This is a genomic window from Frigoribacterium sp. CFBP 8751, assembly GCF_014841545.1.
GTDB lineage: Bacteria > Actinomycetota > Actinomycetes > Actinomycetales > Microbacteriaceae > Frigoribacterium.
The window spans coordinates 1,051,007-1,063,955 of record NZ_JACYUB010000001.1; the positions used below are offsets into that span (position 1 = coordinate 1,051,007).

14 protein-coding genes are annotated in these 12,949 nt (G+C 70.6%); 6 read left to right on the top strand and 8 right to left on the bottom strand.

Annotated elements, in window-relative coordinates; genetic code table 11:
- Nucleotides 1-32: 32 nt before the first annotated feature.
- The 4 genes from IFT88_RS05060 to xseA all read right to left on the bottom strand — a co-directional run bounded on the left by IFT88_RS05060 (nt 33) and on the right by xseA (nt 2,957).
- Nucleotides 33-623, bottom strand: coding sequence for a carbonic anhydrase (locus IFT88_RS05060; RefSeq protein WP_056229177.1), 591 nt, complete (start codon nt 621-623; stop codon nt 33-35).
- A gap of 124 nt (nt 624-747) precedes the next feature.
- The gene (locus tag IFT88_RS05065; RefSeq protein ID WP_043597837.1) at nt 748-1,431 is read right to left on the bottom strand and encodes a DUF4245 domain-containing protein; all 684 of its coding nucleotides are present in this window, start codon (nt 1,429-1,431) and stop codon (nt 748-750) included.
- The gene (locus IFT88_RS05070; protein WP_043597840.1) at nt 1,428-1,658 is read right to left on the bottom strand and encodes an exodeoxyribonuclease VII small subunit; all 231 of its coding nucleotides are present in this window, start codon (nt 1,656-1,658) and stop codon (nt 1,428-1,430) included. The genes IFT88_RS05065 and IFT88_RS05070 overlap by 4 nt, the downstream gene beginning before the upstream one ends.
- A gap of 9 nt (nt 1,659-1,667) precedes the next feature.
- Nucleotides 1,668-2,957: an exodeoxyribonuclease VII large subunit gene (gene xseA, locus IFT88_RS05075; protein ID WP_056229182.1), complete on the bottom strand. Its 1,290-nt coding sequence runs from the start codon at nt 2,955-2,957 to the stop codon at nt 1,668-1,670.
- Nucleotides 2,958-3,073: 116 nt separating this feature from the next.
- Here xseA and IFT88_RS05080 point away from each other — a divergent pair, with 116 nt between their 5' ends.
- Both IFT88_RS05080 and IFT88_RS05085 read left to right on the top strand, forming a co-directional pair.
- Nucleotides 3,074-4,147 carry a 4-hydroxy-3-methylbut-2-enyl diphosphate reductase gene (locus IFT88_RS05080; protein WP_082060238.1) on the top strand — a complete coding sequence of 358 codons (1,074 nt, stop codon included), beginning with the start codon at nt 3,074-3,076 and terminating at the stop codon, nt 4,145-4,147.
- On the top strand, nt 4,144-4,725 hold the full coding sequence (locus IFT88_RS05085; protein ID WP_192119198.1) for a DUF6264 family protein: 582 nt from the start codon (nt 4,144-4,146) through the stop codon (nt 4,723-4,725). Before IFT88_RS05080 ends, IFT88_RS05085 begins: the two co-directional genes overlap by 4 nt.
- Before the next feature lie 76 nt (nt 4,726-4,801).
- On the opposite strand, the gene fbaA is transcribed toward IFT88_RS05085, so the two are convergent.
- Nucleotides 4,802-5,830 (bottom strand): class II fructose-bisphosphate aldolase, encoded by a 1,029-nt coding sequence (gene fbaA, locus IFT88_RS05090; RefSeq protein WP_043597847.1) that lies wholly within the window; start codon nt 5,828-5,830, stop codon nt 4,802-4,804.
- 111 nt (nt 5,831-5,941) lie between these two features.
- Here fbaA and glpX point away from each other — a divergent pair, with 111 nt between their 5' ends.
- Entirely contained in the window at nt 5,942-6,940 is a 999-nt protein-coding gene (gene glpX, locus IFT88_RS05095) for a class II fructose-bisphosphatase (RefSeq protein ID WP_043597850.1), read from the top strand.
- 64 nt (nt 6,941-7,004) lie between these two features.
- On the opposite strand, the gene IFT88_RS05100 is transcribed toward glpX, so the two are convergent.
- Both IFT88_RS05100 and IFT88_RS05105 read right to left on the bottom strand, forming a co-directional pair.
- The gene (locus tag IFT88_RS05100) at nt 7,005-8,273 is read right to left on the bottom strand and encodes a DNA recombination protein RmuC (RefSeq protein ID WP_056229187.1); all 1,269 of its coding nucleotides are present in this window, start codon (nt 8,271-8,273) and stop codon (nt 7,005-7,007) included.
- 104 nt (nt 8,274-8,377) lie between these two features.
- Complete coding sequence (locus IFT88_RS05105) at nt 8,378-9,007, bottom strand: exonuclease domain-containing protein (RefSeq protein WP_137847371.1); 630 nt, start codon at nt 9,005-9,007, stop codon at nt 8,378-8,380.
- A gap of 119 nt (nt 9,008-9,126) precedes the next feature.
- Here IFT88_RS05105 and ychF point away from each other — a divergent pair, with 119 nt between their 5' ends.
- Both ychF and IFT88_RS05115 read left to right on the top strand, forming a co-directional pair.
- Nucleotides 9,127-10,200: a redox-regulated ATPase YchF gene (ychF, locus tag IFT88_RS05110; RefSeq protein ID WP_043597911.1), complete on the top strand. Its 1,074-nt coding sequence runs from the start codon at nt 9,127-9,129 to the stop codon at nt 10,198-10,200.
- Between the two features lie 42 nt (nt 10,201-10,242).
- Nucleotides 10,243-11,430, top strand: coding sequence for a N(5)-(carboxyethyl)ornithine synthase (locus IFT88_RS05115; RefSeq protein ID WP_192119200.1), 1,188 nt, complete (start codon nt 10,243-10,245; stop codon nt 11,428-11,430).
- Nucleotides 11,431-11,537: 107 nt separating this feature from the next.
- On the opposite strand, the gene IFT88_RS05120 is transcribed toward IFT88_RS05115, so the two are convergent.
- Nucleotides 11,538-12,086 carry a TetR/AcrR family transcriptional regulator gene (locus IFT88_RS05120; RefSeq protein ID WP_192119202.1) on the bottom strand — a complete coding sequence of 183 codons (549 nt, stop codon included), beginning with the start codon at nt 12,084-12,086 and terminating at the stop codon, nt 11,538-11,540.
- 53 nt (nt 12,087-12,139) lie between these two features.
- On the opposite strand from IFT88_RS05120, the gene IFT88_RS05125 reads away from it, so the two are divergent.
- On the top strand, nt 12,140-12,853 hold the full coding sequence (locus tag IFT88_RS05125) for an MBL fold metallo-hydrolase (protein WP_192119204.1): 714 nt from the start codon (nt 12,140-12,142) through the stop codon (nt 12,851-12,853).
- The last annotated feature ends 96 nt before the right edge of the window (nt 12,854-12,949 follow it).

A 12,949-nucleotide genomic window follows, 5' to 3' on the forward strand; every position in this document is an offset into this window, starting at 1 on the left:
GCGGGGCGTCGGAGCGTTCGCCCCGACTCGGTTCAGAGTCGGCCGACGACGACCGAAGGGTCGACCCGCCCGTTGGCGAGGTCGTAGTTCGCGCCGACCACGGCCAACTTACCGTCCGCGACGGCGGACGCGATGAGGGCGGACCGGTCGACGAGCGTGCGGACGGACGCCTCGATGTGCAGCTGGCCGACCGTGCGGGGGTCGAGGTCGGCACCGTTCTCGAGGTCGATCTGCGCCCGCTCGACCGACGGCATGATCATGTCGATCAGCCCACCCAGGAACTCCGACCCGGGGGCGGCGTCGGAACCGATCGAGTCGATGGCCGAGGCGACGGCACCGCAGCTGTCGTGGCCGAGGACCACGATGAGGGGGACGTGGAGCACCGAGACGGCGAATTCGAGCGAGGCGATGACGGTGTCGCCGACCACCTGGCCGGCGTTGCGGACGACGAAGAGGTCACCGAGACCGACGTCGAAGATTATCTCGGCGGCGAGTCGCGAGTCGGCACAGCCGAAGAGGGCGGCCACCGGTTCTTGTCCGGCGGCGAGGGACGATCGGCGGTCGCTGTCCTGGTGAGGGTGATGCGGTGCCCCGTCGACGAATCGGTGGTTGCCCTCCACCATGCGGCTCCACGCGGTACCGGGAGCCGAATCTTCGGTGGGGTCGGTCGTCGGAACGTCCGTCGAGGCGGAACCGGAGGGGGAGCTGGAGGCGGAAGGGGTGTCGGCGGGGTCGTGTCGGGTCACGTCATTCGCTTTCTTGGCTGGAGATCTGTTCGGCCAGTGAGGTGGCCAGGACGTCGAACTCGGCGTCGTCGGCCGTGCCGTACAGCACGTACGAGCTGCGGTCGACCGTCGTGGTCAGGGCGTAGGCGTAGTTGCCCGGGTCGTCGGCGTCACGCCGGTCGTAGACGTCCCAGGTGAGACCGCCGATCGACCGGGTCGACGTCGCCGCCGCGTTCTGCACCTGCAGGCTGACCCAGGTCGGGTTGGCGTCGATGCCCTGTTCGAGGCCGATGAACTGCTGGGCGGGCGTGATCAGCCCCACGTACCAGGTCGGCACGTCGTCGCGGGTCGTGGACCGGACCTCGGCGGCGTTCGAGCTCCAGCCGTCGGGCAGCGGAGGCGCGGCCAGGGGGGCGTCGACGCTCGCCTGGGCCTGTGAGGCGACCTGGACGTAGTCGATCTCTTGCCGGTTCACGGTGCCGCTCGGGCGGACCACGACGAGAACGAGGAAGAGCACGATGCCGAGCGAGGCGACGATCGACAGGGTCAGGTTGATCGCCGTCTGGTTCGCGTAGTGCTTGCGCGTGTTCTCGGCCTTGCGCGCCGCGGTCTCGTCGGGGGTCTCGGGCCGGCCGAGCTCGGCGACGACGCGGGGCTCCCGAGGGCGTCGCGGGCCCCGGGGGCCGCCGTCGGAGGGGGAGGTCATTCGGCGGACACCTGGCGGCGGGCCGCCTCGAGGCGCTCACGCGCCCCCATCAGCCATTCCTCGCAGCGCCGGGCGAGTGCCTCGCCGCGTTCCCAGAGGGCCAGCGAGCGTTCGAGGGTCGATGCGCCCTGCTCGAGTTCGTTCACGACGGACACGAGCTCGTCGCGGGCCTGCTCGTAGCTGAGCGAGGAGACGTCGGGCGGGGTGCTGGTCGGGGTGGTGTCCACGGGACGATCCTAACGAGGGGTGGTGACCGAGGTCGTGACGGACGCCACGGGCGAGGACTCGCTCGCCGCAGCGGAGCCTGGGGAGGAGGCACCGGTGCTGACGGCGCCCACCGCGCCTCCGTCGGTGGTCACGACGAGCCGCGTCTCGGCGGGGGCCTCGTCGGGGGACCGCAAGACGCTGCCCGACGGCAGCTGGACGATCGCGTAGCCGCGACGCAGCGTGCCCTGCGGCGACAGGGCGCGCAGCTGTGCCGTCAGCTCGGAGACCCGGGTGTGCGCCCTCTCGACGGCCCGCCCGACGAGTTCTTCACCCCGGGCCACCGCCCGGACGACCTCGTCGGCCCGGACGTCGACGAGGGTCTGGGGTGAGGCGAGCACGGGCCGGCTGCGGATCTGTTCGAGGCGGTCGATCTCGGTGGCGACAAGCGACGTCAGTCGCACGCCGATGCGGGTGCGCGCCTGTTGGACGCGTGACAGTTCTTCTGTCACGTCGGGGACCACCCGCTTGGCGGCGTCGGTGGGCGTGGACGCGCGCAGGTCGGCGACGTCGTCGAGCAGCGGCCGGTCGGCCTCGTGCCCGATGGCGCTGACGACCGGCGTGGTGCAGGCCGAGACGGCGCGGACGAGTCCTTCGTCGCTGAAGCCGAGCAGGTTCTGGAAGTCGCCGCCGCCTCGGGCGACGATGATGACGTCGACCTCGTCGTCGGCGTCGAGACGCTGGATCGCCGCCGTGACCTCGCCGACCATGCGGTCGCCCTGCACCGCCGCGTGCACCACCCGGAACGAGACCGAGGGCCATCGCAGCTGGGCGTTGCGCAGGACGTCCTTCTCGGCGTCGCTGTCCTTGCCGGTGACGAGGCCGATGCACCCGGGGAGGAACGGCAGGGCCCGTTTGCGTTCGGGGGAGAAGAGCCCCTCGGCCGTGAGCTGGCGGCGGAGGCGTTCGAGACGTTCGAGGAGGTCGCCGATCCCCACGTGGCGCATGTCGAAGACCTGCATCGTGAGGCTGCCGCCCTTGACCCAGTAGTTCGGTTTGACGGCGGCGATGACGCGGTCACCCTGCTTGAGGTCGGCGGGCACGCGCGACTTCACGCTGGACCAGATGGAGAACGACACGGTGGCGTCCTGTTCGAGGTCGCGGAGCTTGCCGTAGACGTTGCCCCCGGAGACGTTCCACTGGGTGATCTCGCCCTCGACCCAGGCCGTGCCGAGGCGGTCGATCCAGTCGCGCACCTTGCTCGCGAGGAGCCCGACGGGCCACGGGGACTCGGCGGTGGGGGGAGGGGGAACGATCGTCATGGAGCTCCGTTCGAGGGGTGGTCGACACCGGCAGGACGAGCGACGGCCAGGGGCGATCGACCGATCGCGCTGCCGCTCCCAGTACGCGACCAGTCCGGCACACCTAGACTCGTCGGGTGAGCCACATCTCCAACGGCGCCCTCGCCATCGACCTGCCGACACCGCGTGTTCCTGCGGTGCGGAACAGGCTAAAGGATACCCCCGTCAACGGACGCAAGCGGGTGCTGCTCGCAGCACCTCGCGGGTACTGCGCCGGCGTCGACCGAGCCGTCATCGCGGTCGAGAAGGCGCTCGAGCACTACGGCGCCCCCGTCTACGTCCGCAAGCAGATCGTCCACAACGTCCACGTCGTCGCGACCCTCGAGAGCCAGGGTGCGATCTTCGTCGACGAGGTCGACGAGGTTCCCCAGGGGTCGCACATCGTCTTCAGCGCGCACGGCGTCTCGCCGGCCGTCGTGAAGGGTGCGGCCGACCGCGAGTTGCAGGCCATCGACGCGACCTGCCCCCTCGTCACCAAGGTCCACCGCGAGGCCGTGCGCTTCGGCAACCAGGGCCGGCACATCATCCTGATCGGCCACGCCGGGCACGAAGAGGTCGAGGGCACGATGGGTCACGCGGCCGACCGCACGACCCTCGTGCAGAACCCGGCCGAGGTCGACGACCTCGTCGTCGCCGATCCCGACAACCTCGTCTGGCTGTCGCAGACCACCCTCAGCGTCGACGAGACGATGGAGACCGTGCGTCGTCTGCGCGAGCGCTTCCCGACCATCCAGAACCCCCCGAGCGACGACATCTGCTACGCCACGCAGAACCGCCAGGTCGCGATCAAGAAGGTCGCCCAGGGTGCCGATCTCGTCATCGTCGTCGGCTCGGCGAACAGCTCGAACAGTGTGCGTCTCGTCGAGGTCGCCCTTGAGCACGGGGCCAAGGCCGCTTACCGCGTGGACTACACGAACGAGATCAAGCAGGAGTGGCTCGACGGTGTCGAGACGGTCGGCGTCACCTCCGGCGCGTCGGTGCCCGAGGTCCTCGTGGACGAGGTGCTGGCCGACCTGTCCGACGCCGGCTACGTCGACGTCCAAGAGGTCGTCACGGCCGAAGAAGACCTGATGTTCTCGCTGCCCAAAGAGCTGCGCAAAGACGCGACGGGCCAGGTCGACGCCCGCGGCCTCGGCGGTCGCACCCGATGACCGACGACCGTCCGAAGCCGCGCTACGGCGAGTACGCGCCCGAGGGCTGGGTGAATCCCGTCACGGCCGAGGCCGACACCACCGAGGAGGCGCGGGTCGCCGGTCAGGACGCGCGGCCCGCCATCTCGACCGACGTGCGCCCCGGTGACGAGACCCGCACCGCGCCTCCTGCGCTCTCGACCGGGCGGCGCATCGACCGGGTGGCGACGTTCGCCCTGATCGGGCTGGGTGCCTTCGGGGCTGTCCAGGCGATCGCCCGCGTGCCCGGCTACGCGACGACGCAGCTCGCCCAGTTCGAGACGTTCGGGCTCGACCTCTCGGGGTTCGGCTCGTCGGCCGCGCTGCAGACCTTCGGTGTCGTCATGGCCGTGCTGGCCGTGGCGTTGTTCACCGTCTCGACCTGGTGGACCCTCCGGCGGCTGCGCGCGGGGCGTCTCGGATTCGTCGTGCCCCTCGTCGCCGGTGTCGTCTTCGGTCTCGTGCAGGGGTTCGGAGCGGCGGCCATCCTGATGGGCGACCCGGCCTTCGCCGAGGCGATGCAGAGCTTCACGAACGACTACTTCTCGGGATCGAACTGACCCTCGCCGCACGCCTCGACGACGAAGCCCCCGAGCACTCGCTCGGGGGCTTCGTCGTGCGACCAGGAGGCGCGGGTCAGCTCGCCGACTGACCGTACGACCCGAGCTGCTTCGTCGCCTCGACGACGCGGGCGGCCATGGCGCTCTCGGCGACCTTGCCCCAGGCGCGGGGGTCGTACTGCTTCTTGTTGCCGACCTCGCCGTCGACCTTGAGGAAGCCGTCGTAGTTCTTCAGCACGGTGTCGGCGATGGACCGGCTGAAGGCGTACTGCGTGTCGGTATCGAGGTTCATCTTGACGACGCCGTTCGAGACGGCCTCGGCGATCTCGGCGTCGGACGACCCCGAGCCACCGTGGAAGACGAGTTCGAGGGGCTTCGCGGCCGTGCCGAACTTCTCTTGGATGCCCTGCTGGATCTCGCCCAGCAGTTCGGGACGGAGCTTGACGTTGCCCGGCTTGTACACGCCGTGCACGTTGCCGAAGGTGAGGGCCGCGATGTAGCGGCCGTGCTCGCCGAGGCCGAGCGCCTCGACCACGCGGGTGACGTCACCCACCGTGGTGTAGAGCGCGTCGTTGGTGCCCTCGTGCTGCACGCCGTCTTCTTCGCCGCCGACGACGCCGATCTCGACCTCGAGGATGGCGTTGATCGCCTTGGTGCGCTTCAGCACGTCCTGCGCGATCGAGATGTTCTCGTCGAGCGGGACGGCCGAACCGTCCCACATGTGCGACTGGAACAGCGGGTTGCGTCCGGCCCGGACCTCTTCTTCGGAGGCGGCGATCAGCGGCAGCACGAAGCCGTCGAGGGCGTCCTTCGGGCAGTGGTCGGTGTGCAGTGCGACGGTCACCGGGTAGTTCTTCGCGACCTCGGTCGCGAACTTGGCGAAGGCGATGGCCCCCGCGGCACGGTTCTTGACGGTGTGGCCGGCGAAGTAGTCGGCGCCGCCGGTGGTGACCTGGATGATGCCGTCGCTGCCCGCCTCGGTGAGACCCTGCAACACCGAGTTGATCGTCTGCGACGACGAGACGTTGACGGCGGGGTAGGCGAAGCCCTTGTTCTTCGCCTTGTCGAGCATCTCGGCGTACTGCTCGGGGGTTGCGACGGGCATTGAATCTCCTTCGATCACGACTGGTGGCTCGTCCACCCTAGTCAGCGCACGTCTGTTCGTCCTGGTCGCCGGAGCCCGGTCGGGAGGCGCGGCGCGGGTAAGATCCGGAGCATGGCTGACACGGATTCCGGAACCCTCTACTCGCACCCCGACCGCAACCTCGGCATGGAACTGGTGCGGGCCACCGAGGCGGCCGCGATCCGCTCGGCGCCGTTCATCGGCAAGGGCGACAAGAACGCCGCCGACAAGGCCGCGGTCGACGCCATGCGCAAGTTCCTCGGCACGGTGGCGTTCGACGGCGTGGTCGTGATCGGCGAGGGCGAGAAGGACGAAGCCCCGATGCTCTTCAACGGCGAGCACGTCGGCAACGGCTTCGGGCCGGCCTGCGACATCGCCGTCGACCCGATCGACGGCACCAGCCTCACCGCGGCGGGACGCATGAACGCCCTCTCGGTGATCGCCGTCAGCGACCGCGGCAGCATGTACGACCCCAGCGCCGTCTTCTACATGGACAAGATCGTCACCGGCCCCGAGGGCCGCGGCATCATCGACCTCGACCGTCCGATCGGCGAGAACATCACCGCCCTGGCGGCGGCCAAGGGCATCGCCGTCGAGGACATGCAGATCGCCGTGCTCGACCGTCCCCGTCACGCGGACCTCATCGCCGAGATCCGGGCCGTGGGCGCGTCGACCCGCCTGCTGCTCGACGGCGACGTGGCCGGCGGCATCAACGCCGCTCGTCCCGACTCGCGCATCGACATGTGCGTCGGCGTCGGTGGCACGCCCGAGGGCATCATCACGGCCTGTGCGGTGAAGGCCCTCGACGGCCTGATCCTGGCCCGTCTCGCTCCGAAGGACGACGCCGAGCGCCAGAAGGCGATCGACGCGGGTCACGACCTCGACCGCGTCCTGGACCAGGACGACCTCGTCACGGGCGACAACGCGTACTTCGTCGCCACGGGTGTCACCGACGGTGCACTCGTCGCGGGCGTCACGCGCAAGCAGGGCATGATCCGGACCTCGAGCATCGTGCTGCGCTCGCACTCGGGCACCATCCGCCGGGTCGAGGCCGACCACCTCGTGTCGAAGTGGTACGGCGAGAAGGCCTGACCTCCACGCCACCTCACGACACGACGAACGCCCGGCCTCGGCCGGGCGTTCGTCGCATCGGGGGTCAGTCGCGGTCGGTGCTGCCCTCGCCCAGGGCCGACGCGAGCTCGGGGGCGGTGAGCTCTCGGGGTGACTCCTCGACGGTCGTCGGGGTCGCGAGGACCTTGGACTCGTCGAGCATGCTGAGCCGCCGGGCCGACGGGAGGACCGTTCGCTCGAGCGAACCGACGAACCGGTTGTAGTCGGTGACGCCGGCGCGCAGCGACCGGCCGAGCTTGTCCACGTGACCGGCCATGGTCGACAGCCGCCCGTAGAGCTCGCGGCTGAGGTCGAACAGTTCTTTGGCCTCGGCGGTGACGACGTCCTGTTGCCAGCTGAACGCGACGGTCTTGAGCACGGACCAGAGGGTCACGGGCGAGGCGAGGGCGACGCGCTTCTGGAAGGCGTAGTCCATCAGGGCCGGGTCGGCCTCGAGGGCGGACGACACGAGCGACTCGCTCGGGATGAACGCGATGACCAGCTCGGGCGAGGACTCGAGCCCGGCCCAGTACGTCTTGCCCGCCAGGGCGTCGACGTGGGCCCGCAGTGCCTTGACGTGCTGCCGGACCAGCTGGTCGCGTCGTGCGCCCTCGTCGCCCGTGGCGGATGCGGGGATGGCGCTCGCCTCGAGGTAGGCGGAGAACGGCACCTTGGCGTCGACCGCGATGTTCTTGCCACCGGGGAGGTGCACCACCATGTCGGGCCGGCCGGAGCCGGCGTCCGACGAGATCGACGTCTGCACGTCGAAGTCGACGCGCTCGACGAGGCCGGCGGCCTGCACGACGTTGCGCAACTGGGTCTCGCCCCAGACGCCGCGCGTGCTGTTCGACTTCAGCGCGGAGGCGAGCGACTCGGCCGTCCCGCGGAGCCGTTCACCCGATTCGGCGGCGGTTCGCAGCTGCTCGCTGAGGGCGCCGTATTGGAGGGTACGTTCGGCTTCGAGTTCGGCCACCTTCTGCTGGACGGCCTGCAGGCTCTCGGCCACCGGGCTGAGCGCGACGAGCACCTGGCCGTCGGTGCGCGCCCTCTCGGCCTCGGCGATGCGGACGTCGCGGAGGCGGTCCTGGAACTCGCGGAGGCGGTCTTCTTGCTGCGCGATCTGTCGACGGTACTGGTCGTCCTGGCCCTCGAGGCGCTCGCGCGACGCGTCGGCCACGGCGCGGGCAGCGGCGAGGTCGGACGACAGGCGTGCCGTCGCCTCGGCCGCGCGGGTGCGGGCGACGAGTGCGCCGACGGCGACGCCGAGGACGAGACCGAGCAGCAGGGCGAGGAACAGCGCGAGCGGAAGGGGCATGGCGGAAGTGTGGCAGCGGCCACCGACACCGACCGGGAGTCGACGCGGTGGGGTCGGGGATGCCCGACGCGCCTCACGGCGTCGGGCTGGCGTGGGAGAGGCGCCTAGCCGAAGGCCATCGGGCGTCGGTCGGCCCGGGGCACGGCGGGCGCCGTCGGCGCCCCGGCCGGCTGCAGCACCTTCACCTTGACCGAGGCGATCGTCGCGAGCTCGCCGAGGTCGGAGGCGCCGTGGAACAGCGCGGCGTGGGCGACGATGGCCGCGCAGGCCTCGGCGTCGGCGAGGGCGTCGTGGTGCGAGAAGGCGTCGAACCCGGCGGCCGTCGCGGCGACCGGAAGCCGGTACGAGTCGAGCGAGTAGGTCTTGCGGGCGACCTGCAGGCTGCAGAGGTACGACCACGGGGGAGGGGTGAGCCCGGTGGCCGCGCAGGCGGCCTTGATGACGCCCATGTCGAAACCGGCGTTGTGGGCGACGAAGACGTCGTCGCCGGCGAAGTCGGCGAGCAGCTCGAACTGCTCGGCCCAGCCGAAGGCGCCGACCACGTCGCTCGCGACGATGCCGTGGATTCGGGTGTTCCACTCGGAGAACTCGTCGTGCCCGGCCGGTGGCTGGATCAACCAGCCGACCTTGTCGACGACGACCCCGTCGCGGACCTTGACGAGGCCGACGGAGCAGGCACTGGCGCTGCTCGAGTTCGCGGTCTCGAAGTCGATCGCGGTGAAGTCGATGGGCATTGACTCATGGTCTCACGCGCCTCCGACACCGCCTCCCCAGGCACGGTCGGATGCCGTTCCGTCCCCAGCCGGCGCGACGCCGACGGCACGGCTCGGCAGGCCCGGTACGCTTGACCCTCGTGGCTCTCACTATCGCGATCGTCGGACTGCCCAACGTCGGCAAGTCCACCCTGTTCAACGCCCTGACCAAGAACCAGGTGCTGGCGGCGAACTATCCGTTCGCGACCATCGAGCCCAACGTGGGCATCGTCAACCTGCCCGACCCGCGCCTCCAGGTGTTGGCCGGTCTCTTCGGCAGCGAGAAGATCCTGCCCGCACCGGTGTCGTTCGTCGACATCGCCGGCATCGTCAAGGGGGCGAGCGAGGGCGAGGGGCTCGGCAACAAGTTCCTGGCGAACATCCGCGAGGCCGACGCCATCGCCGAGGTCGTGCGTGGCTTCGACGACCCCGACGTCGTGCACGTCGACGGCAAGGTCGACCCCGAGAGCGACATGGGCACGATCAACACCGAGTTGATCCTCGCCGACCTCGAGACGGTCGAGAAGGCGCTCGTCCGGTACGAGAAAGAGCTGCGGCTGAAGCGCGTCGAGCCGATCGTGCACGAGACGGCCGTGGCCGCCAAGGAGGCGCTCGAGCGCGGGGAGGCGCTCTCGGCCACGAGCATCGACCTCGAGCCGATCCGCGAACTCGGGTTGCTCACCGCGAAGCCCTTCATCTACGTCTTCAACGTCGACGAGGCCGTCCTCACCGACGAGGCGCGCAAGGCCGAACTGCAGGCCCTGGTCTCGCCGGCCGAGGCGATCTTCCTCGACGCGCAGGTCGAGTCCGAGCTGATCGGCCTCGACGACGAGGACGCCGCCGAGCTGCTCGCGTCGCTCGGCCAGGACGAGTCCGGTCTCGACCAGCTCGCCCGCATCGGCTTCGAGACGCTCGGGCTGCAGACCTACCTGACGGCGGGCCCGAAAGAGACCCGCGCGTGGACGATCGGCAAGGGCTGGAAGGCCCCGCAGGCCGCCGGCGTCATCCACACCGACTTCGAGAAGGGCTTCATCAAGGCCGAGGTCATCTCGTTCGACGACCTGGTCGAGACCGGCTCCATCGCCGAGGCGCGTTCGGCCGGCAAGGCCCGCATCGAGGGCAAAGAGTACGTCATGCAGGACGGCGACGTGGTGGAGTTCCGCTTCAACAACTGACCCTCCGGCTCGGGGGCGAGCGCCACTCATCTACTCTCAAGCATGAGCCAAACGGATTTCACGCCCACCGGCACCACCTCCGGCGCCCCCGCACTGCTGCGCCTCGGCGTCCTGGCCACCTCGCGCAAGCCCGACGAGCGGCGCCTGCCGATCCACCCCGCCCACCTCGACCGCATCGACGCCGATCTGCGCGCGAACATGACCCTCGAGCGCGGCTACGGCCTGCGCTTCGGCATCCCCGACGCCGACCTCGAGCCCCTCGTCGCGATGGCCGACCGCGAGCAGATCGTCGCGGACAGCGACGTCGTCCTGCTGCCCAAGCCCCAGGCCGCCGACCTCGAGGGCCTGCGCGACGGTCAGACCCTCTGGGGCTGGCCGCACTGCGTCCAGGACCGCGAGATCACCCAGCTCGCCATCGACAAACGGCTCACCCTCATCGCGTGGGAGGCCATGAACCACTGGCAGTCTGACGGCGGCTACGGTCTGCACGTCTTCCACAAGAACAACGAACTCGCCGGCTACTGCTCGGTGCTGCACGCCCTCCAGCTCTGCGGCTCGACCGGCGACTACGGCCGCCGCCTCAGCGCCGTCGTCATCGGCTTCGGCGCCACCGCCCGCGGCGCCGTCACGGCCCTCAACGCCCACGGCATCCACGACGTGCGCGTCCTGACGAACCGCAACATCGCCGCCGTCGGCTCGCCGATCCCATCGGTCGACATCTTCCAGTTCGAACACGACCCCGAGACACCCGGCGCCAGCACCGTCAACACCCCCGACGGGCCGGTCGCCCTCGCCCCGTTCCTCGCCGCCGCCGACATCGTCGTCAACTGCACCCTCCAGGACCCGAACGCCCCGCTCACCTACCTCCGCGAGACCGACCTCGACGCCTTCCGCCCCGGCAGCCTCATCGTCGACGTCTCGGTGGACGAGGGCATGGGCTTCGACTGGGCCCGCGCCACGACCTTCGCCGAGCCGCTCGTCACCGTGGGCGCCACCACGAACTACTACGCCGTGGACCACAGCCCCTCACTGCTCTGGAACTCCACGACGTGGGAGATCAGCGAAGCCCTCCTGCCCTTCCTGCGCACCGTCATGGAGGGGCCGACCTCGTGGGCGGCGTCCGACACCATCCGCCGCGCCGTCGAGATCGCGGAGGGGCGGGTCGAGAACGCGGCGATCCTCGAGTTCCAGCACCGCGCCTCCTCGTACCCGCACGCACCGCTCGGCTAGCGCAGGCAGGCAGGCAGGAACGCAAGGCGGACAGGCCGGGCGGTCTCGGCGGAACCGGGCGTTCGTGAACGCCCGTTCGCCACGAAGCCGCCCGTCCGTCGGGCGGCTCAGGGCGCAGGAGGCGCGGCGAGGGCCGCCAGGACGCGCCCGGCCCCGAAGTCCCACGCCTCGTCGACGTCGCCGCCCAGCTGGAAGCCTCCGTTGAGCTCCATGATGACGAAGCCCGCCACCCACGCCGTGAGCGTGCGGGCTGCGTCGAGGGCTCGCTCCGGCCCGACGAGCTGTTCGCCGACCCGGAGGGCGGCAGCGCTCGCCGCGGCGCCGAACTCGCGTCGCGCGGTGGGGACGCCGGGCCCGGGCGTCATGACCAGTTGGAACGCAGCCGGGCGTTCGTGGCCGAAGGCGCGGAAGGCGTCGAGCACCTCGCGGGCCGACCCCGCCCCCCCGAGCCGCGCGGCCAGGTCGGTGAGGGTGGCCTCCGCGACCGACCGCAGCAGCGCCTCCCGGTTCTCGACCCGCTTGTAGAGCGAGGGGGCGCGGACGCCGACCCGTGCCGCGACGGCGGCCATCGTCAGGCCGGCGGGGCCGTCGGCCTCGAGCAGCTCGCGGGCGGCGAGGAGGATGGCGTCGAGCGAGGTGCGGTCCGGTGTGGGCATCCGTCGAGTATAGCTATTGACAATAGCCATGATGGCTAAGTACCGTAGCCATCATGGAACTCGCCCCCTCCCTCCACCGCATCGGCAACGACATCGTCGCCGCCTACCTCGTCGTCACGCCCGAGGGCGTGACCGTGATCGACGCCGGCCTGCCCGGCCTCTGGTCCGAACTCGTCACCGAACTCGCCTCGGTCGGACGCACCCTCTCCGACGTGAAGGGCGTCGTGCTGACTCACGGCGACTCCGACCACGTCGGCTTCGCCGAACGGCTGCGCCGCGACCACGGGGTGCCCGTGTACGTCCACGCGGCCGACGCCTCGCGGGCGAAGGGCGGACCGAAGCCGAAGAACGGCATGCCTCCCGTGAAGCTCGGCCCCCTGCTGGGCTTCGCCGGGTACAGCCTGCGCAAGGGCGGGGCGAAGACCGCCTGGCTCACCGAGGTCGTCGAGGTGCACGGCGGCGAGACGCTCGACCTGCCGGGCTCACCCCGGATCATCCCGATGCCCGGACACTCCGAGGGCAGCATCGCCGTCTTCGTCCCGGGCGTCGACGCCGTCTTCGTGGGTGACGCCCTGACCACGCGACACGTGACGACCGGCCACGTCGGGCCCGCACCGGCTCCGTTCACCGACGAGCCCGAGCAGGCGCTGGCGTCGCTCGACGCCCTGCTCGACACCGGTGCCACCTGGGTGCTGCCCGGCCACGGCGCCCCCTGGGACGGTGGCGTGGCCGCGGCCGTCACCGCCGTCCATGCCGCCGCCCGCTGACCCGACGGACCAGAACGGGCGTGTTCGGGGGACCCGGGCGTCGTCGACCGCCCGGATGCCGCGAAGTCGCCCGTCATCGCCGCGGGCGTCGGTCCG